This window comes from Pseudomonadota bacterium (assembly GCA_016719885.1).
Lineage (GTDB): Bacteria > Pseudomonadota > Gammaproteobacteria.
Map to the genome: position 1 here is coordinate 38,479 of JADJYF010000022.1, position 22,407 is coordinate 60,885.

At 66.7% G+C, this 22,407-nt stretch carries 20 protein-coding genes; 10 read left to right on the forward strand and 10 right to left on the reverse strand.

The window, feature by feature from the left end; translation table 11 throughout:
* Window positions 1–3 precede the first annotated feature (3 nt).
* The 6 genes from IPM80_20340 to IPM80_20365 all read right to left on the reverse strand — a co-directional run bounded on the left by IPM80_20340 (window position 4) and on the right by IPM80_20365 (window position 6,426).
* Window positions 4–1,239, reverse strand: a complete 1,236-nt coding sequence (locus IPM80_20340; protein MBK8960703.1) for an FAD-dependent oxidoreductase — start codon at window positions 1,237–1,239, stop codon at window positions 4–6.
* A 99-nt stretch (window positions 1,240–1,338) separates the two neighbouring features.
* On the reverse strand, window positions 1,339–2,646 hold the full coding sequence (gene glnT, locus IPM80_20345) for a type III glutamate--ammonia ligase (GenBank protein ID MBK8960704.1): 1,308 nt from the start codon (window positions 2,644–2,646) through the stop codon (window positions 1,339–1,341).
* A 78-nt stretch (window positions 2,647–2,724) separates the two neighbouring features.
* Window positions 2,725–4,086 (reverse strand): FMN-binding glutamate synthase family protein, encoded by a 1,362-nt coding sequence (locus IPM80_20350; protein MBK8960705.1) that lies wholly within the window; start codon window positions 4,084–4,086, stop codon window positions 2,725–2,727.
* Entirely contained in the window at window positions 4,076–4,765 is a 690-nt protein-coding gene (locus IPM80_20355; GenBank protein ID MBK8960706.1) for a protein GlxC, read from the reverse strand. The genes IPM80_20350 and IPM80_20355 overlap by 11 nt, the downstream gene beginning before the upstream one ends.
* A gap of 1 nt (window position 4,766) precedes the next feature.
* Complete coding sequence (locus IPM80_20360) at window positions 4,767–5,663, reverse strand: amidophosphoribosyltransferase (protein MBK8960707.1); 897 nt, start codon at window positions 5,661–5,663, stop codon at window positions 4,767–4,769.
* A 139-nt stretch (window positions 5,664–5,802) separates the two neighbouring features.
* Entirely contained in the window at window positions 5,803–6,426 is a 624-nt protein-coding gene (locus tag IPM80_20365; protein MBK8960708.1) for a helix-turn-helix transcriptional regulator, read from the reverse strand.
* Window positions 6,427–6,633: 207 nt separating this feature from the next.
* On the opposite strand from IPM80_20365, the gene IPM80_20370 reads away from it, so the two are divergent.
* Window positions 6,634–6,945, forward strand: a complete 312-nt coding sequence (locus tag IPM80_20370) for a winged helix-turn-helix transcriptional regulator (GenBank protein ID MBK8960709.1) — start codon at window positions 6,634–6,636, stop codon at window positions 6,943–6,945.
* Between the two features lie 45 nt (window positions 6,946–6,990).
* A complete protein-coding gene (locus tag IPM80_20375) occupies window positions 6,991–9,516 on the forward strand; it encodes a DUF2339 domain-containing protein (GenBank protein MBK8960710.1) in 2,526 nt (841 codons plus the stop codon).
* Here the strand turns inward: IPM80_20375 and IPM80_20380 are convergent.
* On the reverse strand, window positions 9,513–10,013 hold the full coding sequence (locus IPM80_20380) for a YbaK/EbsC family protein (GenBank protein MBK8960711.1): 501 nt from the start codon (window positions 10,011–10,013) through the stop codon (window positions 9,513–9,515). The genes IPM80_20375 and IPM80_20380 overlap by 4 nt on opposite strands.
* A gap of 163 nt (window positions 10,014–10,176) precedes the next feature.
* On the opposite strand from IPM80_20380, the gene IPM80_20385 reads away from it, so the two are divergent.
* From IPM80_20385 to IPM80_20400, 4 genes are read left to right on the forward strand one after another with little or no spacing between them, the layout of a single operon-like run.
* Window positions 10,177–11,391 carry an amidohydrolase gene (locus IPM80_20385; protein ID MBK8960712.1) on the forward strand — a complete coding sequence of 405 codons (1,215 nt, stop codon included), beginning with the start codon at window positions 10,177–10,179 and terminating at the stop codon, window positions 11,389–11,391.
* A gap of 2 nt (window positions 11,392–11,393) precedes the next feature.
* Window positions 11,394–12,575, forward strand: coding sequence for an acetyl-CoA acetyltransferase (locus tag IPM80_20390; protein ID MBK8960713.1), 1,182 nt, complete (start codon window positions 11,394–11,396; stop codon window positions 12,573–12,575).
* A complete protein-coding gene (locus IPM80_20395; protein MBK8960714.1) occupies window positions 12,572–13,006 on the forward strand; it encodes an OB-fold domain-containing protein in 435 nt (144 codons plus the stop codon). The genes IPM80_20390 and IPM80_20395 overlap by 4 nt, the downstream gene beginning before the upstream one ends.
* Before the next feature lie 56 nt (window positions 13,007–13,062).
* Window positions 13,063–13,407 (forward strand): hypothetical protein, encoded by a 345-nt coding sequence (locus IPM80_20400; GenBank protein MBK8960715.1) that lies wholly within the window; start codon window positions 13,063–13,065, stop codon window positions 13,405–13,407.
* A gap of 7 nt (window positions 13,408–13,414) precedes the next feature.
* Here the strand turns inward: IPM80_20400 and IPM80_20405 are convergent, their stop codons facing one another.
* On the reverse strand, window positions 13,415–14,560 hold the full coding sequence (locus tag IPM80_20405; protein ID MBK8960716.1) for an iron-containing alcohol dehydrogenase: 1,146 nt from the start codon (window positions 14,558–14,560) through the stop codon (window positions 13,415–13,417).
* 166 nt (window positions 14,561–14,726) lie between these two features.
* Here IPM80_20405 and IPM80_20410 point away from each other — a divergent pair, with 166 nt between their 5' ends.
* The 3 genes from IPM80_20410 (at window position 14,727) to IPM80_20420 (ending at window position 18,829) form a co-directional block, all read left to right on the forward strand.
* Window positions 14,727–16,640 carry an NAD(P)/FAD-dependent oxidoreductase gene (locus IPM80_20410; protein MBK8960717.1) on the forward strand — a complete coding sequence of 638 codons (1,914 nt, stop codon included), beginning with the start codon at window positions 14,727–14,729 and terminating at the stop codon, window positions 16,638–16,640.
* 71 nt (window positions 16,641–16,711) lie between these two features.
* Entirely contained in the window at window positions 16,712–17,593 is an 882-nt protein-coding gene (locus IPM80_20415; GenBank protein MBK8960718.1) for an SDR family NAD(P)-dependent oxidoreductase, read from the forward strand.
* A gap of 51 nt (window positions 17,594–17,644) precedes the next feature.
* Window positions 17,645–18,829 carry a beta-lactamase family protein gene (locus IPM80_20420; protein MBK8960719.1) on the forward strand — a complete coding sequence of 395 codons (1,185 nt, stop codon included), beginning with the start codon at window positions 17,645–17,647 and terminating at the stop codon, window positions 18,827–18,829.
* A gap of 82 nt (window positions 18,830–18,911) precedes the next feature.
* On the opposite strand, the gene IPM80_20425 is transcribed toward IPM80_20420, so the two are convergent.
* Window positions 18,912–19,424, reverse strand: a complete 513-nt coding sequence (locus IPM80_20425) for a hypothetical protein (protein MBK8960720.1) — start codon at window positions 19,422–19,424, stop codon at window positions 18,912–18,914.
* Window positions 19,425–19,536: 112 nt separating this feature from the next.
* Window positions 19,537–20,595: a TIGR03790 family protein gene (locus IPM80_20430; protein MBK8960721.1), complete on the reverse strand. Its 1,059-nt coding sequence runs from the start codon at window positions 20,593–20,595 to the stop codon at window positions 19,537–19,539.
* 250 nt (window positions 20,596–20,845) lie between these two features.
* On the opposite strand from IPM80_20430, the gene IPM80_20435 reads away from it, so the two are divergent.
* On the forward strand, window positions 20,846–22,399 hold the full coding sequence (locus IPM80_20435; GenBank protein ID MBK8960722.1) for an AMP-binding protein: 1,554 nt from the start codon (window positions 20,846–20,848) through the stop codon (window positions 22,397–22,399).
* Window positions 22,400–22,407: the final 8 nt, after the last annotated feature.

The window sequence follows — 22,407 nt, forward strand, 5'->3', positions numbered from 1 at the left end:
CTGTCAGTGTCCGACCGAGGCCGCGCCTTTCTCGCCGACCTGCGCATAGTCGTAGAAGCGCTCCAGCGAGAAGGGCGCGCACAGGTGATGGGGTTTGCCGGTGGCGATGGTCTCGGCCATGCAGGTGCCGGACACCGGCGTGGCCTTGAAGCCCCAGGTGCCCCAGCCGGCGTCGATGTAATAGTTCTCGAGCGGCGTCAGGCCCATCACCGGGCTGAAGTCCGGCGTCATGTCGGCCATGCCCGCCCATTGGCGCAGCACGCGCAAGGAACCGATGAAGGGAAACAGTTCCAGCATGTGCATCATGAGGTCTTCCTTGAATTCGAGCGTCGAACGCGTCGAATACAGGGGATAGGGATCGGTGGAGCCGCCCATTACCAGTTCGCCGCGCGCCGACTGCGAGACGTAGATGTGCAGAGAGCCGGACACGATGATCGGATCGAGAAACGGCTTGACCGCTTCCGACACGCAGGCCTGCAGCGGAATGGTGCGTATGGGCAGGCGGAACCCGGCCATGCGCGCGAGCTCCGAACTCATGCCGGCCACCGCCTGCATGGCCTTGCCGCAGGCGATGCTGCCGCGATTGGTGTCGATGCCGACCACGCGGTTGTGCTCGACGCGAATGCCGGTCACTTCAGTGTGGGTGTGGATCTCCACTCCGAGCTCGGCGGCGCGCTGCGCATAGCCCCAGGCCACCGCGTCGTGGCGCGCGATGGAACCCGGCGGATGGTAGAGCGCGCCGAGAATGGGATAGCGCACGTCGTCGGCGAGATTCAGTTCCGGGCACAGGCGCGCGATGTCATCGGGATAGACCAGGCTCGAATCGACGCCCAGGTGCTGATTGACCTCGGCGCGCCAGCGCGCGGTGCGCATGGCGGCGTCGGTGTGGGCCAGCGTCAGGTGGCCGCGCTCGCCGTACATGATGTTGAAATCGAGTTCGTGGCTGAGATTGCCGAACAGGCGCACCGATTCATCGTAGAAGCGCACGCCCTCGGGCGTCAGGTAATTGGAGCGCACGATGGTGGTGTTGCGCGCGGTATTGCCCGACGCGAGGTAGCCCTTCTCCAGCACCGCGACCTTGGTGATGCCAAACGTGCGCGCCAGGTAGTAGGCGCAGGCGAGCCCGTGGCCGCCGCCGCCGATGATGACGACGTCGTAGGACGGTTTCAGCGCGGGCGTCGCCGGCAATTGCCGCGCTGGCCGCCCGCCGGAGAGACCGCGTTTAATCAGGTCAAGCATGCAATGTGGTGGTGTGGCGCCATCGCCCCTGTAGGTGCGAATTCATTCGCACGTTCAATCCAGACCAGTACCGGCATACGAATTTAAACGACCGGCAGATCAACAATCCAGCGTGTTCTTGCGCTCCCATTCGCTCAAGTGCGCCGTGTACTCGCGCCACTCGCCCATCTTGAGCTTGATGTAGGACGCCACGAACTCCTCACCCAGCACCGCGGCAATCTCCTTGTTCTTCTCGAACAGGCGCAAGGCATCGAGCAGCGTGGCAGGCAGGCGCTTGGCCGACTTGATGGTGTGGCCCTCGGTGTACATGTTGATGTGCAGCGGCGCGCCCGGGTCGCGCTTGTGCGCGATGCCGTCGAGGCCGGCGGCGAGGATGCCGGCCTGCGCGAGGTAGGGATTGGTGGCGCCGTCCAGCAGGCGCAGTTCGAAACGCCCGGCGTCCGGCACACGAATCATGTGGGTGCGGTTGTTGCCGGCATAGGTCACCGCGTTCGGCGACCAGGTCGCGCCGGAGCTCGTGACCGGCGCATTGATGCGCTTGTAGCTGTTGACCGTCGGGTTGAACAGCGCGCACAGGGAAGTGGCGTGCTGCATGATGCCGCCGAGGAAGTGATAGGCGAGCTGCGACAGGCCGAGCGCGTCGCGCGCGTCGAGGAACAGGTTCTTCTTGCCGGCGGTGTCCCACACCGAGACATGGGAATGGCAGCCGTTGCCGGTCAGGTGCGGGAACGGCTTGGGCATGAAGGTCGCGCGGTAGCCATGGTTCTCGGCGATGGTCTTGACCATGTACTTGAAGAACACGTGACGATCGGCGGTGACCAGCGCGTCGTCGTAATCCCAGTTCATTTCGAACTGGCCGTTGGCGTCTTCATGGTCGTTCTGGTACGGGCCCCAGCCGAGTTCCAGCATGGCGTCGCAGATCTCGCGGATCACCGGGTAGCGTCGCATCAAGGCCTGCTGGTCATAGCAGGGCTTGCCCTGGTCGTCGGCCGGATCGGACAGGCTGCGGCCGTCCGGCGAGGTCAGGAAATATTCGCACTCGACGCCGCTCTTCATGCGGTAGCCGAGCTTGGCGGCCTTGGCGACCTGGCGTTTCAACACCACGCGCGGCGAGGCTTCGACTTCCGCGCCGTTCATCCACAGGTCGGCCGCCAGCCAGCCGATCTCCTTGTTCCATGGCAATTGAATGAGGCTGTCGGGATCGGGGCGGCCGAACATGTCGGGGTGGGCAGGCGTCATGTCCAGCCACACCGCGAAGCCGGCAAAGCCGGCGCCGTCGCGCTGCATCTGCTTGATGGCGCTGGCCGGCACCAGCTTGGCGCGCAGCGTGCCGAACAGGTCGACGAAGCTGATGAGGAAATACTTGATGCCGCGCGCCTTCGCGACTGCTGCCAGATCGGTTGCCATGCTATGCCTCCTTAGAGGGCTGAATCATCAGCCTGCCCAATGCCGTGCTGCCTCGACGCGCGCGCGCGCCGCCGCGCTTCAGAACTTGCCGTGCCCGGGTATCCAGTCAGTGCCCGCCAGCGGCACCTTGGCCATGGCCGCCGCTTCTATGGTCAGCGCCACCAGGTCTTCGGGCTCGAGGTTGTGCACATGGCTCTTGCCGTTGGCGCGCGCCAGGGTCTGGGTCTCGAGCGTCAGCACGCGCAGGTAATTGGCCAGGCGTCGTCCGCCGAGCTCGGGGTCGAAGCGCGCCGCGAGCTCGTCGTTCTGGGTCGAGATGCCGGTCGGGTCGCGGCCTTCGTGCCAGTCGTCGTAATAGCCGGCCGAACTGCCGAGCGCGTTGTACTCGTCTTCGAGATCGGGGCTGTTGTCGCCGAGAGCTATCAATGCCGCTACGCCTATCGACACCGCGTCGGCGCCCATCGCCAGCGCCTTGGCGACGTCGGCGCCGCTGCGTATACCGCCCGACACGATGAGCTGCACCTTGCGATGCATGTCGAGCTCCTTGAGCGCTTCCACCGCCTGGCGCAGGGCCGGCAGCGTCGGTATGCCGACGTGTTCGATGAACACATCTTGCGTCGCGGCGGTCCCGCCCTGCATGCCGTCCAGCACGATGACGTCGGCGCCGGCCTTCACCGCCAGCGCGGTGTCGTAATAGGTGCGCGCGGCGCCAATCTTGATGTAGATGGGTTTCTCCCACTCGGTGATTTCACGCAGCTCCTGGATCTTGATCTTCAGATCGTCCGGGCCCGTCCAGTCGGGATGCCGACAGGCGCTGCGCTGATCGATGCCGGCCGGCAGGTTGCGCATGCCGGCCACGCGCTCGGAGATCTTCTGGCCGAGCAGCATGCCGCCGCCGCCGGGCTTGGCGCCCTGGCCCACCACCACTTCGATGGCATCGGCGCGACGCAGGTCGTCGGGATTCATGCCGTAACGCGAGGGCAGCAATTGGTACACCAGCAGGCGCGAGTGCTCGCGTTCTTCCGGCGTCATGCCGCCGTCACCGGTGGTGGTGCTGGTGCCGGCGATGGTCGCGCCGCGGCCCAGCGCTTCCTTGGCCGGCGCCGACAGCGCACCGAAGCTCATGCCGGCGATGGTGATCGGGATCTTGAGCTCGATGGGCTTCTTCGCGTAACGCGTGCCGAGCGTGACGCTGGTGTCGCAACGTTCGCGATAACCTTCCAGCGGGTAGCGCGACATGCTGGCGCCGAGGAACAACAGGTCGTCGAAGGTCGGCATCACGCGCTTGGCGCCGAAGCCACGGATGTCGTAGATGCCGGTGCGCGCGGCGCGCTGGATCTCGGCGATCACCTGGCGCGGGAAGGTCGCCGATTCGCGCAGCCGCGAATGCAGTTCCGCGGTGTTGACGGAGTCGCGTTTGCGACGGCGCTTAGTAGGCATCGGCGTTGTCCACGTTGAAGTTGTAGAGTTTGCGCGCCGAGCCGAAGCGGCGGAATTCGGCGGCGTCGGCGCCGCTCACGCCGGCCTCGCGCAAGAGGCTGTCGAGTTCGTACTTGTGCTTGTCCTTCATGACTTTCTCGACGCAGTCGGCGCCGAGGCCGGCGACGTTGCCGCGCACGTAGAGGCGCGCCTCGTAGAGCGAATCGCCGAGCGCGTCGCCGGCATCGCCGCACACCACCAGGCGCCCGCTCTGGGCCATGAAGGCGCTCATGTGACCGACGTCGCCGCGCACCACGATGTCGACACCCTTCATGGAAATGCCGCAGCGTGAGCTGGCGCTGCGCTCGATGATCAGGAGGCCGCCGTGGGCGGTGGCGCCGGCATACTGGGAAGCGTTGCCGGTGATGCGCACCACGCCCGACATCATGTTCTCGGCGACGCCCGGGCCGGCGTTGCCATGCACCGTCACGCGCGCGAACTTGTTCATGCCGGCGCAGTAGTAGCCGACGTGGCCCTCGATATCGACGGTCAAGGGCGCATCGAGGCCGACCGCCAGGTTGTGCAGGCCGTTGGCATTCTTGACCTGCCATGCGGCCTCGCTGTCGGTGCCATTGAAGGCATGCAGCGCGTGGTTGAGATCGCGCGTGCTGCCGTGCGCGAGGTCGAAGTGATGGACCATGTCAGTGGCTCCAACTGTAGATGCGACCGGGCGCGGGTTCCCAGCAATCCGCCTGGTCGGCGCCCGGCAGCACCGCCAGCGCGCGGTATTCGGACGCCATCGCCACCCATTGCTCGGTCTCGGCGATCACCGCCGGCTTGCAGGCGATGGGGTCGCGCAGCACCGCGAAGCCGTCGCGCGTGCCGATGGCGAAGGTGTAGAAGCCGTCGAGTTCGACGATGGCGCGATCGAGCGCCGCTTCCAGGCTGTCGCCTTCCATGAGGCGCCAGGTCAGAAAGCCGGCCGCCACCTCGCTGTCGTTGTCGGTGGTGAAATGGATGCCGCGCTTGGCGAGCTGGGTGCGCAACCGATTGTGGTTGGACAGCGAGCCATTGTGCACCAGGCACAGATCCTCACCGGTCGAGAACGGATGGGAGTGTTCGGTGGTGACGGCGCTCTCGGTCGCCATGCGCGTATGGGCGAGGGCGTGGGTGCCGACGAACTGCGAGACGCCAAAGTTGTGCGCGACCTCGGCCGGCAGGCCCTTCTGCTTGTAGATCTCGATGGTGCTGCCGGAGCTGTTGACGCGTACCGCCGGGTAGTTGGCGCGGATCCAACTGGCCAGATCGCCGCTCGCGGCATGCGCGGTCAAGATGGCGTGGTTGCCCATCAGCCACAGGCCGGTGACGCCGGGGAAGGCGTTGCGCAGTGCGTGTTCGAAATCCTGCCAGGCGAACCACGGCGCGGTCGACAGCAGGGTCAGCTTGACCTGGCCGTCGCCTACCGGGTTGCGATAGACCGCGACGCCGGCGCTGTCGGGGCCGCGGTCGGTCATTTCCAGCAGCATCGGCGCCAGGTAATGGCCGAGCTGCGATTCGAATTCAGGGGTCTTGGCGAACAGCCCGACGATGCCACACATGGTTCCTGTCCCGACCGGCCCAGCCAGTCCGTTTGAGTGAATACGCTACGCGACGCGCGGTCCGCGCCCGTGTCAGGGCCTCGGCCTGAAATTGCATGTCGGGAACAAAATTATCCTAATAGGAAAATATCGGCAAGCCCTATTCCTGTTCCCGCGCGCGGCTCAGCACCGCGATCATCCGGACCGGCAGGGCAATCAGTTCCTCGGGGCCGTGGGCCGCTTCGGAGTCGAAGAACAGCGAATCGCCGGGCTTCAAGTGGTAAGTCTTGCGTCCGTGCCGATACAGCACTTCGCCGGCCAGGAGGTAGATGAATTCGACGCCGACATGCTGGAACAGCGGGAACACTTCCGAGGCGTCGGTCAGCGTCACCAGGTAGGGCTCGACCGTCAGGTGACCGCGGATGCTGTGGCCGAGCAGGCGGTATTCATGACCGGCGCGCGTGCCGGCACGTTCGATGACCAGGCCCTCGCCGGCGCGCACGTAGGCGCAGTCGCGTTGCTCCTCGTATTTGCGGAAGAACGCGGTGACCGGCACGTTGAGCGCGGATGCGATGGCGGTGAGGGTGCTCAAGGACGGCGAACTCACGCCGCGCTCGATCTTGGACAACATGCCGACCGACAGCCCGGCCAGGCCCGCGACTTCGGCCATGGTGACGTCGAGCTGCTTGCGGAACTCGCGGATCTGGGCGCCGATGGCCTCGGCGAGACGCCGCTCGTCGGCCTTCATGGGCGACAGCCCGGGTGTTTGTTCGGTGTCGGTCATGCGCATGTCTTCCCGCAAAGGGCAGTGGAATTTATAGACGAGCGCGCCAACCCTGGCAACGACGGCGATTTCTTCTGCAGGTGCGAATTCATTCGCACACTGGAGCCGCACCGAGGCGGCCTGGCCAGGCGCTGCAATGTGCGAATGAATTCGCACCTACGGGAATACAGCTTGATCTATTTTGACTAAATAACTAGAAATGTAGTCATGAAGAAAAACTACATGCGTGCCCTGCCCAAGGCCTGGCTGCGCACCGCCGATGTTTTCATGGCGCTCGGCGACAGCCATCGGCAACGCATCCTGCTGACTTTCGACCGGCACGAGCGCCTCACCATCACGCAGATCGCTGCCGTTGCGCCCTTGTCGCGTACCGCCGTCACCCATCACGTGCGCATGCTGGAGCAGGCCGGCATCCTGGTCGCGGAGAAATGCGGGCGCGAAGTGTTTTTCCAGATCGACGCGGACTATCTCAGGCACACGCTGCAAAGCGTGATCGACTACATCGACGAAAACGTGTGAGCGCGGCGGCCGCCGCGCCGCGCGACAGCAAAGGAGCACAGGGCAATGACGGGACTGGCATTCATCTGCGGCATCGTGGTGCTGTTCATAGGCGTGCTGGCCTACGAGACCGAGGATGGCGCGGCGCGCCTGCGCGACTCGCAGCGCGGCCTGTGGCAGTGGCTCACGTCCGACAACTGGCCGGCCAAGGTCGGCGCCGCGCTGATGGTGCTGGGTATCGGCGCCTTGTTGCGCTACCTGCTCATCCACACCGACGTGCCGCCGGACGCCAAGCTTGCGGCCGGCGTGCTGATGGCGGCGCTGTTCGGTTATCTCTCGTCACGCCTGCACGGACACGCCGAGCGTCGTGGCCTGCACCTGGCGCTGGCCGGCGCGGCTGCCGGCATCGCCTACCTGACCGCCTACAGCGCTTTCGCCCTGTTCGGCTATCTCGACAACATTGCCGGACTCACGCTGCTGGTGCTGGTCTCGGTGGCGGTGGCGGTATTCGCGCTGTCGGCCGAGGCGCCCTCGATGGCGGTGCTCGGCATGCTGGGCGCCTATGCCGCGCCGGCCTTCGGCATCAACGATCCCGGGCCGCTGGTGGTGGGCGGTTATTACTTCGTGTTGAGCGTGTTGGTATTGCTGATGGTGCTGGCGCGCGGCTGGCGCATGCTCATCCATCTCAGTTTCCTGTTCACTCTCGCCGGCGCTGTGTTCTTCGGCTGGTCCGATCAGTATTACCGGCCCGAGCATTACACGGTCATGCAGCCGCTCATCTACCTGCTGGTGGCCTTGCACATCGCCATGCCGATCATCGAACGTCGGCGCGCCATCTTCGGCGGCGCGCCGCACGAAGCGCAGTGGCTGGCGCGCCTCGACCAGGGTTATTTCGTCGCGTTGCCGCTGGTGGCGGTGCTGCTCACCTACTGCGTCGCGCCGCATGTCTCGCCCGAGGCGGCGATGGGCACCCTGGGGCTTGCCCTGTTGTGGACAGTGGCCGGTGCGGTGGTGTGGAGCAACCGTCGCGAGGCGACGCGTCATGGCATCGTGGCGCTGCTGCTGGCGGCGGCGGCGCTGCTCGCGTGGTTCGACGAAGTGCCGGGCACGCTGGTGGCGCTGTTCATGATGGCGGTGTTGCTGACCATGGCGGTGCGCATGCCGCTCACCGAGGCGGTGGAGAATTTCGCGAGCTTCATGGTGACGCTGCTGGCGGCGCTGTACGTCGTGCAGTCGATGTTCCATCACGGTGACGGCGCCATCATGTTCAACGGCTGGTTCGGCCAACGCATGGTGGCGGTCGCCATCATCGCCTGGTGCGCGTGGTTGCGCAGCCGCAATGCGCCGAGCTACGGCCAGTTGCTGTACGTGATTGCCGGCGTGCTGTTTTGCGAAAGCGTCATCATCGAACTGCTGCGCTGGCACCTGCGCATCACCGCCGAGTTCGTGCACGTGCTGGCGGCCGCGCTGATCGTCACGGCGGCGTGGTACAGCGAACGCTACGCCGGTGCGTCGCGCGTGGCCGGCGGCGCAACGGTGGTGCTGTGGTTGTCGGCGTCGTGGGCGGCGGCCAATACCGCCAGCCACATGCCGTGGCTGGGCGTGGTGCTGATCGTGGTCGACGCCGCGGTGCTCGGCTACGGGGCGCGGCGCTTCGCGGGCGGCTCGCACGCGCAGGACGGCACCGCCATGAACCTGTTGTTCGCCATGCCGCTGCTGGCCGCAAGTTGGAACATCGGCTTTCATCCGCTGGTGGACGACGGCGCGGGCTTCCGGCTGCTGTGCGTGACGTCGTTCGCGGCGCTGGCAATGGTGCTGTACGCGCAGCGCCTGCCGTGGCTGGACCAGCGCTGGAGCCGCCAGGCGCTGCCGGCCATGTTCTGGTTCGGCGCCTACCTGCTCGGCGCGCTGACGCTGTGTTACATCGCGCGCGGCGCCTGGCCGGTGGCCTACGAGTGGTCGGGCCTCGCGCTGCTGGCGACCTTGTGCTGGTTGCAACGCGACCTGCCCGGCGAAGATCGGCGCGCCCTTACCACGCTGGTGGTCGGCGCGCTGGTGTTGCAGGCGCAGTTGCTGCGTTTGCTGACGCCCGAGTTCTCGCCGACGCGGGTCATGAACGTGCTGGACGTCACGGCCATGCGTCTGCCGGCGGTGCTGTCGCTGGTGTGGGCGGTGCTGGGCGCCGCGCTGGCGTGGTGGAGCAGTCGCGCCGGCAAGCGCGGTGCGTGGACCGCCGGCACCGGCCTCATGGCGGTGGCCGCCGGCAAGCTGGTGCTGCTGGACTTCGGTTCGCTGGGCGACCTTGGCAACATTCTCGCCCTGATCGCCGCCGGCGCGGTGTTCATGCTGGTGGCATGGGCGGTGCCCATGCCACCGCGCGCGCCGGCCACGCCTGCCGCGACGCCGCCGCCATCGGAACACGCCCGGGCGGGCGGCGAGGCCGATGCCTGGCGCGCGTCCGCTTCGGCGCCACCCACGGCTGCCAAGCCGCCGGTCGCACCGCTGGAATTCGGCACCTTCAATTTGCGTCCGCGCAGCAACGACACGCCGCCGCGTACGCCGCCACCGGACGACGGCGCGAAGCCTGGCTAACCTTTCTCGGAGGCCGGCGCGCGCCGCGCTATCGTGGCCACGCGCGCCTGGCTCGCACGCACCGCGTTCGCCACCGCGAGTTGCAGGGTGCGGGTGCGCAAGCCGGCGCCGCAGCGCATCCAGCTCTGCGCGAGCAGCGCGGTATCGATGACGACCTCGATGTCCGGCCGGATCGCGAACGGCCCGAGGCCGCCTACTTCGAAACCCAGCTCGGCCTCGACGCGCGGCGCGGGCAGCAGGCGCAGGGCGCGCCGATTGCAGCCCAACAGCGCGCTCAGGGCCTTGTAGTCGACCTGCGCATCATGGGCCACCGCGGCCAGCACCACGCGTGGCCCGGGCTCGATCTCGAAGGCAATGGTCTTGGCCAGGTTTTCGACGAGGTGCGGCGCGAGCGCGTGCGCTTCGTCGATGGTGCGCACCGCGGCGTGTTCGTGCACGGTGGGCCTGACGCCGCCGCGGCCGAGCAACTCGAGGATCATTTCAAAGGTGGCGGACACGCGACCGGGTTCCTGCAACGCGAATACCATAGTGTGAGCTGCCGACACACGTGCGTGTAGTCCTCGCCGCGCGTGCCGCGCTCGCCGCGACCGGCTGCCATGCGGCGCGCTCCCGTCGTACCATGGGTCATTGCTCATTCCATTGCCTTGCGAGGGGAGACACATGGCCGCGACCGATCCCAACAACCTGTGGCGCCAGCACACGCCGGGCAGCGACTGGCCGCGCTCGCCGCAGCCCACGGCCGCCAACAAGTACTTCATGGTCTCGGCCGATTGCCATGTGCAGGAACCAAACGACTTCCTGTCGGCGCGCATGGACAAGAAATTCCAGGAGCGTCTGCCCGGCATCGTGCTGGGGGGCGATGGCTCCAAGCTGCAGAAGACCGAGGGCTTCCGCCCGATCCGCATCGGCAGCTTCACGCTCGAAGGCGAGGACCTGGAGCGCAGTGAATCGGGCAAGACGCCCGAGGAACGCCTTGCCGCGCTCGACCGCGACGGCGTCGACTGCGAGATCCTGTTCCCCAACAAGGGCCTCACCATCTGGGCCACGCCCGATGTCGAATTCAGCCAGGCCATGTGCCGCGCCTACAACGACTGGGCGTGGGAAACCTTCGCCGCCTACAACGACCGCATGGCGCCCATGGCCTGCATCGCGTCGGCCGACATCGATGGCGCCATCGCCGAGGTGCAGCGCGCCGCCAAGCGCGGCTTTCGCGGTTTGTCACTGCCGTGCAAACCGGTGTGGGGGCCGCCCGATCACGAGGCCGTCAACTACAACCTGCCGCTGTTCGACCCGCTGTGGGCGGCGGTCTGCGACGCCGACCTGCCCATCACTTTCCATGTTTCCACCGGCCGTGACCCGCGCACCGCGCGCGGCAACGGCGGCGCGGTGATCAACTACGCCGTCCACTCGCTGTCGCCGACCATGGAGCCCTTGGTCAACCTGTGCGCGTCGGGCGTGGTCGAGCGTTTTCCCAAGCTCAGTTTCGGCAGCATCGAGGCCGGCATCGGCTGGGTGCCGTGGATGATGACGGCCATGGACGAGGCCTATCACAAGCATCACATGTGGGTGCGGCCGAAACTGAAGGCCCTGCCCAGTGAATACTTCCGCGCCAATGCCTTCGCGAGCTTTGGCGAGGACGCGCCGGGGCTGGACCTCATGCGCGACTACGGCTTGTCCGACAACTTCCTGTGGGCGAATGATTTCCCCCACCATGAAGGCACCTGGCCGCACTCCGCCGCCGCCATCGAACGCACCATGGGCAAGCTCGATGACGGCGAGCGCGCCAAGGTGCTGGGGCTGAACGCGGCACGCATCTTCAAGTTCGACATACCGGCGCGCTACCGCAATTTTGCCGATGTCGCCGCCGTGGCTTGAGCATGAGTCAACGCACGCTGCGGGGACGCAGCGCCGTCATCGGCATCGGCGAGACGACCTACTACAAGCGCGGTGAGTCTCCCCACGCGGAGTTCAAGCTGGCGCTCGAAGCTGTCGTCAAGGCCTGCGAGGATGCCGGCATCGCGCCGCGCGACATCGATGGCTTTGCGTCGTTCAGCAACGACCGCAGCGATCCTTCCCAACTCGCTGCCGCGCTCGGCTGTCGCGAGCTGCGCTACGCCAACATGCAGTGGGGTGGTGGCGGCGGCGGTGGCTCGGCGGCGATAGGCAACGCGGCCATGGCCATCGCCTGCGGTTCGGCCGAGTGCGTGGTGGTGTTTCGTGCGCTCGCGCAGGGCCAGCACTGGCGTTTCGGGCTCGGTCCCCAGGCCAACGGCGTCAGCGGCAACGCCGCGCATACCGTGCCCTATGGCTTGATGTCACCGGCGCAGATGTTCGCCATGAAGGTCATGCGTTTCATGCACGAACATGGCGTACGCCAGGAGGCCTTGCGCGCCATTGCGCTGGCAAGCTATCACCATGCGCAGTCCAATCCGCGCGCGGTGATGTACGGCCGGCCGCTGGACGAAGCGCGCTACGACGCTTCGCGCTGGATCACCGAACCGTTTCATCTCTACGACTGCTGCCTCGAGAACGACGGCGCGGCGGCCATGATCCTGGTCAGCGCCGAGCGCGCCAAGGATTTCAAGCACGAGCCCTGTTACGTGCTGGCGGCGGTGGCGGGCAGCCAATATCGCGCCGGCGCCGGCGTGCACAATACGCCGGACTACGCCAGCGCCTCGTTCAAGACCGTGGCGCCACGCCTGTACGCGATGGCCGGCATGGGCCCGAGCGACGTCGACGTCCTGCAGTGCTACGAGAACTTCAGTGGCGGCGTCTTGATGAGCATCGTCGAGCACGGTTTCTGCACGCCCGCCGAGTGCAATGACTATTTCACTCTCGACAACCTCACGGCGCCCGATGGCGACCTGCCGCTCAACACCAGCGGCGGCAATCTCGCCGAGTGCTACATGCATGGCTTGGGACTCAACATCGAAGCGGTGCGCCAGGTGCGCGGCACCTCGACCGCGCAAGTGCCGCGCGTGGAAGTGTCGATGGTCGCCTCCGGCCCGATGGTGACGCCTGTCAGCAGCTGCATCTTCGGCAGCGAGGCGACGATATGAGCGCGCCTTACCTCGCCGACGGCTTGCCGATACCGCTGGCCACCGAACTCGATCGACCGTTCTGGGACGGCCTGCGCCAGGAACGCTTGCTGCTGCAACGCTGCCGCGCCTGTCATCGCTTCCAATGGGGGCCGGAATGGATCTGCCACCGCTGTCAGAATTTCGATCTCGCCTACATCGAAGTGCCGCCGGAAGGGCGCATCTACAGCTATCAACGTGTATGGCATCCAGTGCATCCGGCGCTGCGGACGCAGGGGCCCTACCTCATCGCGCTGATCGAGATCCCGCATGCCGACAACGTGCGCATGGTCGGCAACCTGCTGGGCGACCCGCGGCAGGCGGTCGCGATAGGCGCGGAGGTGGAAGGCGTGTTCGAGCAGCACGCCGAGGCCGAGCCGCCGTTTGCGCTCTTGCAGTGGCAACTCGTGTAGGTGCGAATTCATTCGCACATAGTCTTGAAGGCACGGAGAGAAACATGAATGTGCGAATGAATTCGCACCTACGGGGCATCCTGCTCGCCGTGACCGTCTCGTTCGGACCTGCGGCGTACGCCGAGATCACAGCCCTCGAACTTGCCGAGACCTGCGCGCGCGCGCTGGCGCAGAACTACGTGGGTCTCGATGCCGAGGCCTGCAACTGGTACGTCGCGCCGTGCCCCGTGTGCGGGCCGGGCGCCACGCCCGAGGCCGCGTGGTGCGCGCCGGCCGGGGAACCGGTGACGACCATCGCCGCGCGCGCCGCGGCGGCGCTGCGCGCGCGGCCCGATGCCGCGCATGAGGGCGCCAAGGCAGCGGTCAAGGACATCCTCGGCCGCGCCTATCCGTGCAAGTAGTGCGCGCCTACCAGGCCGCTTCCAGCAACTCCAGCACCACCGGCGGCCCGCTGATCGGGCGCGGATTGGTTTTCACCCACAGGTCGTGCATGGACTCCTCGGCAATCTTGGGCAGCAGTTCGCGCGGCACGTTGGCATCGCGCAAACGCCCCGGCAGTCCGAGATCGGCCACCAGCTTCTGCACGATGTCGGCGGCCGGCGTGCCGGGCGCGCCCATCGCTTCGGCCAGCAGGCGCTGACGTTCGCGCGTCTGTTCGATGTTGTAGCGCAATACATGGGGCATCATCACGCACGAGGTTTCGCCGTGGGGCATGCCGGCGGTGCCGCCCAGCACGTGGCCGATGCCGTGGCTCGCGCCGAGATCGACGCCGGTCGACACGCCTTGCACCGACAACCATGAGCCGAGCTGGCATTGCAGGCGCATGTCGAGATCGTCTGGATTGGCAAGGCTGCCGCGCAGGCCGGCGGTCAACAGCCTCAAGGCATGCAGGGAGGTCGCCTCGATCGGCGGCGTGACATTGATCGAGCACCACGACTCGACGGCATGATCGACCGCGCGTATGCCGGTGGAAAACCACAGGCGCGGCGGCGTCGCCAGGGTCAGGGCCGGGTCGAGGATCACGAGGTCCGGCGCGAGGTCGGGCTGGATGTACAGTTCCTTGCGCGGCCCGCGCTCGTCGGTGACGCCGGCAAAGTGCGTGAATTCGCCGGCCGACAGCGTGGTCGGAATCATGATGTAGGGCAGCGTGGGCCCGGTGGCATCGGACGGCGCGCGCAGCGCGTCGAATTGTTCCGCGCGTTCGACCTGGTTGGCGAGGCCGAAGGCCGCGACCTTGACCGCGTCGCACACCGAGCCGCCGCCGAAGCCCACCACCGCGTCGGCATCGTGCTTGCGCAGCGCCGCCATGATGCGCAACACGTCGCCGCGCGGCGAATGCGCGCCGATGCCGGTGACGATTTCCATGCAGCGTGCGCCGAGCGCCGCCGCCACCGTCGCGCCGAGCTTGCCGGGCGCCGACAGGCTGTTGGTGGTGACCATCACCACGCGCTTGGCGCCGAACGATTCGAGCGCGGCGGGCAGCGCGGTGGCAACGGGTTTGCCGTAGACCACGGTCTGGCGCGGCGGCGGTGAGAATTGGCCGGATAGAGTCATAGCACGTCTCCCCTGATGTTGGACGGCGCGCCATCGGCGCCACCGCGTGGCCGCATTGTAACGAGGGCATCGCGTTGCGTGGGCGCGCCTGACGCTATCGATAGTGGAACTGACAGCCACACCGGGCGCGCGTTTAAGATGCCCATCCCTTGGCGAGACCGACACCATGACCGACACCCATTCCGACGCGCGGGCCGCGGCCTTTGCCGACGCCGTGGCGCTGGCCAACATACCCAGCCTGCTCATGATGCTGGTGCAGATGACCGGCGAATTGCATTGGCTGGAACCGCCGTTCCGCCCCAGCCGCGGCCGCGGCGTCACCGATCACGACAGCGGCGGTCTCGGCGAGGCCGAGCAGGCCATGGTGCGGCGCGCGGCACTGGACGCGATCCTGGCGTGGCACGCGGGACGGCCGCTTGCGATTGCCGAGCCCGATGCGGCGCTGCGCCGGCGCATGATGAGCGTGGCGGTCGCCGAGGACGTCCCAGCGGACTATGACGGCATCATCTGCGCCGAGCTGCCGCTGGCGCGGCACGATCAGCACGAACGTCTCGCGGCGCCCGCCGGTTTCGTTGCCGTCATCATCGGCGCGGGCGTGTCGGGCCTGTGCGCGGCCATCCATTTCCAGCGCGCTGGCATTGCCTTCGAGATCCTGGAGAAGAACGCCGAACTCGGCGGCGTGTGGCGCGACAACCGCTACCCGGGCGCCGGCGTCGACACGCCCAACCATCTTTATTCCTTCACCTTCGCACCCTATGACTGGAGCAAGTATTTCGCCCTGCGCGGCGAACTGAAGGAATACCTGGAACACGTCGCCGACCAGTTCGACCTGCGCCGCCACATCCGTTTCAACACCGAGGTCTCATCCGCCGCGTACGACGCGGGATCGCAGCGCTGGCGCCTCGCGGTGCGCGAGGCGGGCGGCGGCGCCACGCTGCGCGAGGCCAACGTGGTGGTGAGCGCGGTCGGCATCTTCAACCCCGCCAAGTGGCCCGACATCGCCGGCCTCGAGCGCTTCCAGGGGCCGTGCTTTCACACCGCCGAATGGCGTGACGATGTCGACTTGCATGGCAAGCGCGTCGCCATCATCGGCAACGGCGCAAGCTGCATGCAGACCGCGCCCGCCATCCAGGACCAGGTCGGCTCGCTCACCATCTTTCAACGCTCGCCGCACTGGGTGGCGCCCAATGCGCAGTTCGGCAAGGCCATCCCCGCGCCGCTGCGCATGCTGTTGAAGGAAGTGCCGCTGTACCGCGCGTGGTACCGCTTGCGTCTCGGCTGGACCTATGGCGATCAGATCTTCAACGCCCTGCACAAGGACCCGGCCTGGCCGCATCCCGAGCGCGCGCTCAACCAGGCCAACGATGGACACCGCGCCTATTTCACCCAGTACGTCAAAGCCGAACTCGGCGATCGCGAGGACCTGCTGGACAAGGTGCTGCCCAAGTATCCGCCGTTCGGCAAGCGCATGCTGATGGACAATGGCTGGTACCGCATGCTGCGCAACCCCAAGGTCACGCTGGTCGACACTCCCATCACCGAAGTTCGCGAGGGTGGCGTGGTCACCGCCGATGGCAACGAGTTCCCAGCCGACGTGCTGGTGATCGCAACCGGCTTCGACGTGCTGCGTTTCATGACCGCGTTCGAAGTGCGCGGTCGCAGCGGGCGTAGCTTGCGCGAAGCGTGGGGCGACGATGACGCGCGCGCCTATCTCGGCGCCGTGATGCCGGACTTCCCGAATTTCTTCTGCCTGTACGGGCCCAACCTGCAGGCCGGCCACGGCGGCAGCCTCATCTTCATGATCGAAATGCAGATGCGCTTCATCATGGACGCGCTGAAGAAAATGCTCGAAGGTGGGTTCGGCGCGCTGGAGATCCGTCCGGAAGTGCACGACGCCTACAATGCCGACATCGATCGCCTGCACGAAGACATGGTGTGGACCCATCCGGGCATGACCACCTATTACCGCAATTCGCGCGGTCGCATCGTGGTCAATTCACCGTATCGCAATGCCGAGTTCTTCGAGATGTCGCGCGTGGCCAAGCTCGAGGATTTCCTTACCGAGCCCCGCGCCCTGTAGATGCGAATTCATTCGCACGCGGAACCATCCAATGTGCGAATGAATTCGCACCCACAGTAGAGAACAAAGCCATGAGCACACTCGCAGGCAAACGCATCGTCATCACCGGCTCGTCGCGCGGCCTCGGCCGGGGCTTCGCCCTGGAAATGGCCAAGGCCGGCGCGCGCGTCGTCATCAACGGCACCCAGGCCGAGGCGCTGGCGGCGACCGAGAGCGCGATACGCGAGGCCGGCGGCACGGTCACGGCGGTGCGCGGCTCGGTGGCACAGGCGGCGGTGTGCAGCCAACTCATCCAGGCCTGTGTCGACGCCTACGGCGGCATCGACGTGCTCATCAATAATGCCGGCCAGGTGCGCGACCGCACGCTGTTCAAGATGAGCGACGAGGATTTCGACGAGGTCATCGCCGTGCACCTGCGCGGCACCTTCCTGTGCTCGCGCCAGGCCGCCATCGCCATGCGCGAGCAGGGCGGCGGTCACATCATCAACGTGGTGTCGAACTCGGGCCTGTCGGGCGGCTTCGGGCAGAGCAATTACGCCGCCGCCAAGGCCGGCATGATGGGCCTGTTGCACACCTGGGTGCTGGAGCTGGCGCGCTACGGCATCCGCTGCAACGCGTTCTGGCCGATAGCCGAAACCGACATGACGCAGGTGGTGTTCGAGCGCGCCGCCAAGGATGCCAGCGCCACGGGCAAGCAGGCGCCGAGCCCGGCCGCGCTCGGTTTCGGCACGCCGGTGGAAGTGGCACAGGGCATGGTGTGGCTGGCCAGCGAGCACGCCGCCAGGTTCAACGGCCAGTGCTTCACCTTCAATGGCCGCAAGACCGCGCTGTGGACTCACCCGACCGAGATCAACGAAAGCTTCAAGGCCACGCCTTGGAGCGTCGCCGAGTTGGCCGCGCACTACGACGCCATCGTACCGGTGCCGGTCTACCAGCCGCGTTTCGTCGAGTAGTCGGCGCGGCCCTGCATTATCATGGCCCATCACCAACCGCGGGAGATCTCCATGGGCCAGTCACTCACCGATGCCGCCAACGTCATCCTGATCGAGACCGTCAGTCGCGCCGGCGGCGCGCCGGGCGTGGTGGCGATGGCCACCGATCGCAAGGGCAACATCTACGAGGGGGCGGCCGGCGTGCGCGAGCTCGGCAAGCCGCAGGCCATGACCACCGATACCGTGATGTTCCTTGCCTCCTGCACCAAGGCGCTGACCGGCGTGGCGGTCATGCAGCTGGTCGAAGAGGGCAAGCTCAAGCTCGACGACCCGGCCGGCAAGTACGTGCCGGAGATCGACGCCATCCAGGTGCTGGACGGTTTCGATGCCAATGGTGAAGCGCGCCTGCGCAAAGCGCGCACGCCGATCACCATCGATCACCTGATGCTGCACACCGCTGGCTTCTGTTACGACTTCTTCAGCGCCGACCTGTTGCGCTATCGCACCGCGCGCAATATCCCCTCGGTGTTGGGCTGTACCTTCGCGTCCATCCAGGACGTGCTGCTGCACGATCCCGGCGAACGCTGGACCTATGGCAACAACATCGACTGGCTGGGACGCATCGTCGAAGTGTTGCGCGGCAAGCGCCTCGGTGAAGTGTTGCGCGAACGGGTATTCGCGCCGCTGGGCATGCAGGACATCGCTTTCAACATGACGCCGTCCATGCGTGCGCGCCTCGCCAGCCTGCATCAACGGGTGGCCGACGGTCAGCTCACCGCCCATCCCGAGATCGTGCTGCCGCAGCCGCCCGACATGGACATGGGCGGCGCCGGCCTCTACGCCACCATCGGCGAATACATGAAATTCATCCGCATGGTGTTGAACGATGGCGCCGGCGCCGAGGGCCGCGTGCTGAAGGCCGAGACCGTCGCGAAGATGGCGAGCAATGGTCTCGGCTCACTGACGAGCGGCGCGTGGACCAGCTCCAATCCCTTCTATGCCAACAGCGGCGATTTCTTCCCGGGGCTGCGCAAGAGCTGGTCCTATACCTTCCAGGTGCTGGAAGAAGACGCGCCCACCGGCCGACCGGCCGGCGCGCTATCGTGGGCGGGGCTGGCCAACACCTACTACTGGATAGACCGCAAGAACGGCGTGGGCGGCATGTGGGGCACCCAGATCCTGCCGTTCCAGGACATCGGGTCCTACCCCGGCTTCGTGGAATTCGAGACCGCGGTATATCGCTCGCTGAAATCGTAGGTACGAATTCGCTCGCGTGTCGCGGCATGTGCGCCGCGACACGCGAGCGATTTAAATCGCACCACCAGCAGACGCCGGAGGGCTATTTCCCTTTCATCATCGTCATCGCCTTGTGCGCGGTCTGGCAGCGCTCGCCATCGGCGCCTTCCTCCTTGCACTGGCCGGCGTACTTGCCGAGCTTGTCGCGCATGCCCATGCAGCGCTTGGCTTCCTCGCCTTCGGCCTTGCAGTGCATCGCGTAGGCGATATCGAGATCGTCCTTGCCGGCGGCCTTGGCCGCGGCGGCCGCGGGCGCGGCCTTGGCGGCGGGGGCGGGACTGGCGATGCCGGGTTGCTCGGCAAGTTTGTGCGCCTTTACCACCTCGCGCGCCTGCATGCAGTGCTTGCCATCATCTCCTTCGGCTTTGCAGTGCATGGAATATTTCACGAGCTCGCGGCGCGCATCCAGGCACTTGGCGCCCTCGGCGCCTTCGGCCTTGCAGCCGACAGCGTATTTCATGGACTCCATGCCGTCTTCGGCGCGCGCCGTGCCAGCCACGAGCAGCAGGGCGCTGATGCCCGCGGATACCAGTATCGAGCACTTCTTGAAGCTCATCGGTCTCGTCTCCCCTTGCGTCTTTTGAATGGCGCCGCCGCGCGTCGCGCCGCGACCCTTGTCCATCCATAGTGGTCGGCGCGGCGGCAATAGTCCAGGCGCCACGCCGGCGTCAGTCGTCGGCGGGATTGGGACGGAACGGCGCCGCCAGCGGCTCGCCGATGAATATGCCCTGGCCGGGCATGGCGACACTCTTCCAGTAGGCCTCGATGAGGGTTTCACCGCGCAGGTAACCGTCTACCAGGATCACGGGATCGGGAAATTTCTGCGGAAAGTTGCACGGCTCCTGTACCGTGCCATAGCTGCCGGTGGCGCCGGCTTCCAACCAGCGCAGCGCCGACATCTGGCTGCTGTCGGTCAGCATGCCGCCGAATGACGTCAGGTGATCGGCCACCGCGCCCGGTTTGAAGCCGAGCGTCTCGAGACCGGCGACCTTGGCGCGGCCGGTGAAATAGAACAGCACGTCGCGCGCGCCGTACAGCACGTCCTGGCGCAGGATGCTGACCGCGACCCGCTTGCCCAGCACATGCTTGACCGCCGGGTAGTCCATTGCGCGCACGTTGCGCGCCTTGTCGCTGGTCGACATCAGGTAGGCGCGTCCCGTGGGCAGGCTGCCATCGGCGCGCACGCCTCTGTCGATCAACGCCACCGCGTCCTCGAAATCGCGCGCGGCAATGCTCATGGTCGGGCGCATGCCGAACTCGGTGTAAGGCTCGCGACTCGTGGCATTGAACATCGGACTCAACTCGGTCGGCTTGCAGCCGCTCGCGCAGTAGGCGCGATTGAAGCCGAAGGCGAAGGCTGCGGTGATCGACATGCACTCGACGCGGTAGGGCGCGGCCCAGGTCAGGGCGTAGGCCTGCACGCTGGAGGCGGTCTGTCGTTCGACTTGCGCCTTCAGAGTCTTGAATTCGCCCTCCGACATGGTGGTCGAGCCCGGCTCGAAACGGATCTTGATGATGTTGGAGAGCGGCAGGTGACGGCGCACCACGTAGTACTCACCGATCGCGTAGCTGACCGGGTCGTTCATGTTGATGATGACGGCGAGCTGCGAGACGTCGATGGCGACGGCCGGCCGCGCCGCGGCCAAGGCGAGCAGCAGTAGCAGTGCGCGCCACGGCCAGGCGCGGGGTGGTCGTTGAGGCCGTTGCGTACGCGTGGATGACTTCATGAGACGGGTCAGGGCGGTGTGGAGCGGCGGCCCGCGACGGTGTGCGTCATGTTGGCGCCGCCGGCCCGTCGCGTCGACGCGCAGGATAAACCATGGCCGCGCCCCACCATAGCGTGTAGCGCGGCGGGGCGGCGGTAGGCCATGATCGCGCCTGACCCTCGCTGCCTGTCAGCGCGCCGGTCAGCGCGACGACGAGTCGCCGAGAGCCGACTTCCCACCAGCGATTGCACGACGCACCGAGGCCTGCCGCGTGACCCGATTGACCGACTACACCCGCTACGCGGACGCCCACCGCCATTATTCCAAGCAGGCGCTGTGGGAACTGTTCGACGGCGACAAGGACGCGCTCAACATCGCCCACGAGTGCGTCGATCGTCATGCCGGTCAAGGTATCGAGGGCGACGTGGCCGTTCGCGTGGCCCATGCCGACGGTCGTGACGAGGTCATCACTTTCACTGAACTCGCGGCCTTGAGCGGGCGCGTGGCGAGCTACTTCGTGGCGCGCGGCGTCAAGCCCGGCGAGCGCGTGGCGATGATGCTGGAACCGTCGCTGGCGTTCTACGCGGCCTTGTTCGGCGCCATGAAGATGGGCGCGGTGGCGGTGCCGCTGTTCACGCTGTTCGGGCCGGAAGGACTGCGCCTGCGCATGGCCGACTGCAATCCCGCGCTGCTGCTGCTGGCGCCGGACAAGCAGGATCTCGCGGCCGAGGCCGGCGCCGAGGTGGTGATGGCCGACGACGCGTGGCTGGCCCATGTCGCGCGCCTGCCGGTGCGCGCCCCGATCGCGAGTCGCGCCGATGACATGGCGCTCTACCAGTACACCTCCGGCACCACGCGCGAACTGCCCGAAGCGGTCAAGCACCGTCACCGCGCCATCGTCACGGTGGCCATCGCCGCGCTCTACGCGACCGGCGTGCGGCCCGGCGATCGCTACATGTGTCCGTCGTCGCCGGCCTGGGGCCATGGCCTGTGGCATGGCACGCTCGCGCCACTCGGCCTCGGCGTCAGCATCGCGGCCTATGCCGGCAAGTTCGACGCCGAACGGCTGCTCGAGGCCATCGCCGATTACCGCATCACCAACCTGTCGGCGGCCGCCACCCACTATCGCCTGATGAAGAACAGCGGCGCCGCCGCGCGTCATCGCTACGCGTTGAAGAAACTGACCTTCACCGGCGAGCCGATAGACAGCGCCACCGCCGCGTGGGCCGAACAGACCTTCGGCTCGCCGGTGTGCAGCATCTATGGCACCACGGAAGTCGGCGTGATCATCGCCAACTATCCCGGCGCCGACGACTTGCCGGTCAAGCCGGGCGCGCTCGGCAAGGCGGTGCCGGGCGTGGAAGTGGCCGTTCTCGATCGCGCCGGCCAGCCCTGCGCGCCGGGCGCGATCGGCGAGATCATGCTGCGCCGGGGCGACGGCTGGTTTCCGACCAAGGATCTCGGTCATATCGACGAAGACGGTTACTTCTATCACAACGGCCGCGCCGACGACGTCATCATCTCGGCCGGCTGGACCATGAGCGCGGTCGAGATCGAAGACACCCTGCTCAAGCATCCGGACGTCGCCGAGTGCGCCGCCATCGGCGTGCCCGATGCCACCCGTGGCCAGGTGGTGAAGGCCTACGTGGTGTCGCCGCGCGCGGCGTCGGACGCCTTCATCACCGAGATTCAACAGTTCGCGCAACAGCGCCTGAGTCGTCACGAGTATCCGCGCCAGGTGGAGTTCGTCAGCGAACTGCCCAAGACCCCGGCCGGCAAGGTCAATCGCAACGTGCTGCGCGCACGTGTGCAGGAAAAATCCTGAGGAGCGTA

Bases quoted from the DNA above. Each gene is read 5' to 3' on its own strand.
- IPM80_20340 (MBK8960703.1), bottom strand. From the start codon at position 1,239: ATGCTTGACCTGATTAAACGCGGTCTCTCCGGCGGGCGGCCAGCGCGG.
- glnT (MBK8960704.1), bottom strand. From the start codon at position 2,646: ATGGCAACCGATCTGGCAGCAGTCGCGAAGGCGCGCGGCATCAAGTAT.
- IPM80_20350 (MBK8960705.1), bottom strand. From the start codon at position 4,086: ATGCCTACTAAGCGCCGTCGCAAACGCGACTCCGTCAACACCGCGGAA.
- IPM80_20355 (MBK8960706.1), bottom strand. From the start codon at position 4,765: ATGGTCCATCACTTCGACCTCGCGCACGGCAGCACGCGCGATCTCAAC.
- IPM80_20360 (MBK8960707.1), bottom strand. From the start codon at position 5,663: ATGTGTGGCATCGTCGGGCTGTTCGCCAAGACCCCTGAATTCGAATCG.
- IPM80_20365 (MBK8960708.1), bottom strand. From the start codon at position 6,426: ATGACCGACACCGAACAAACACCCGGGCTGTCGCCCATGAAGGCCGAC.
- IPM80_20370 (MBK8960709.1), top strand. From the start codon at position 6,634: ATGAAGAAAAACTACATGCGTGCCCTGCCCAAGGCCTGGCTGCGCACC.
- IPM80_20375 (MBK8960710.1), top strand. From the start codon at position 6,991: ATGACGGGACTGGCATTCATCTGCGGCATCGTGGTGCTGTTCATAGGC.
- IPM80_20385 (MBK8960712.1), top strand. From the start codon at position 10,177: ATGGCCGCGACCGATCCCAACAACCTGTGGCGCCAGCACACGCCGGGC.
- IPM80_20390 (MBK8960713.1), top strand. From the start codon at position 11,394: ATGAGTCAACGCACGCTGCGGGGACGCAGCGCCGTCATCGGCATCGGC.
- IPM80_20395 (MBK8960714.1), top strand. From the start codon at position 12,572: ATGAGCGCGCCTTACCTCGCCGACGGCTTGCCGATACCGCTGGCCACC.
- IPM80_20400 (MBK8960715.1), top strand. From the start codon at position 13,063: ATGAATTCGCACCTACGGGGCATCCTGCTCGCCGTGACCGTCTCGTTC.
- IPM80_20405 (MBK8960716.1), bottom strand. From the start codon at position 14,560: ATGACTCTATCCGGCCAATTCTCACCGCCGCCGCGCCAGACCGTGGTC.
- IPM80_20410 (MBK8960717.1), top strand. From the start codon at position 14,727: ATGACCGACACCCATTCCGACGCGCGGGCCGCGGCCTTTGCCGACGCC.
- IPM80_20415 (MBK8960718.1), top strand. From the start codon at position 16,712: ATGAGCACACTCGCAGGCAAACGCATCGTCATCACCGGCTCGTCGCGC.
- IPM80_20420 (MBK8960719.1), top strand. From the start codon at position 17,645: ATGGGCCAGTCACTCACCGATGCCGCCAACGTCATCCTGATCGAGACC.
- IPM80_20425 (MBK8960720.1), bottom strand. From the start codon at position 19,424: ATGAGCTTCAAGAAGTGCTCGATACTGGTATCCGCGGGCATCAGCGCC.
- IPM80_20430 (MBK8960721.1), bottom strand. From the start codon at position 20,595: ATGAAGTCATCCACGCGTACGCAACGGCCTCAACGACCACCCCGCGCC.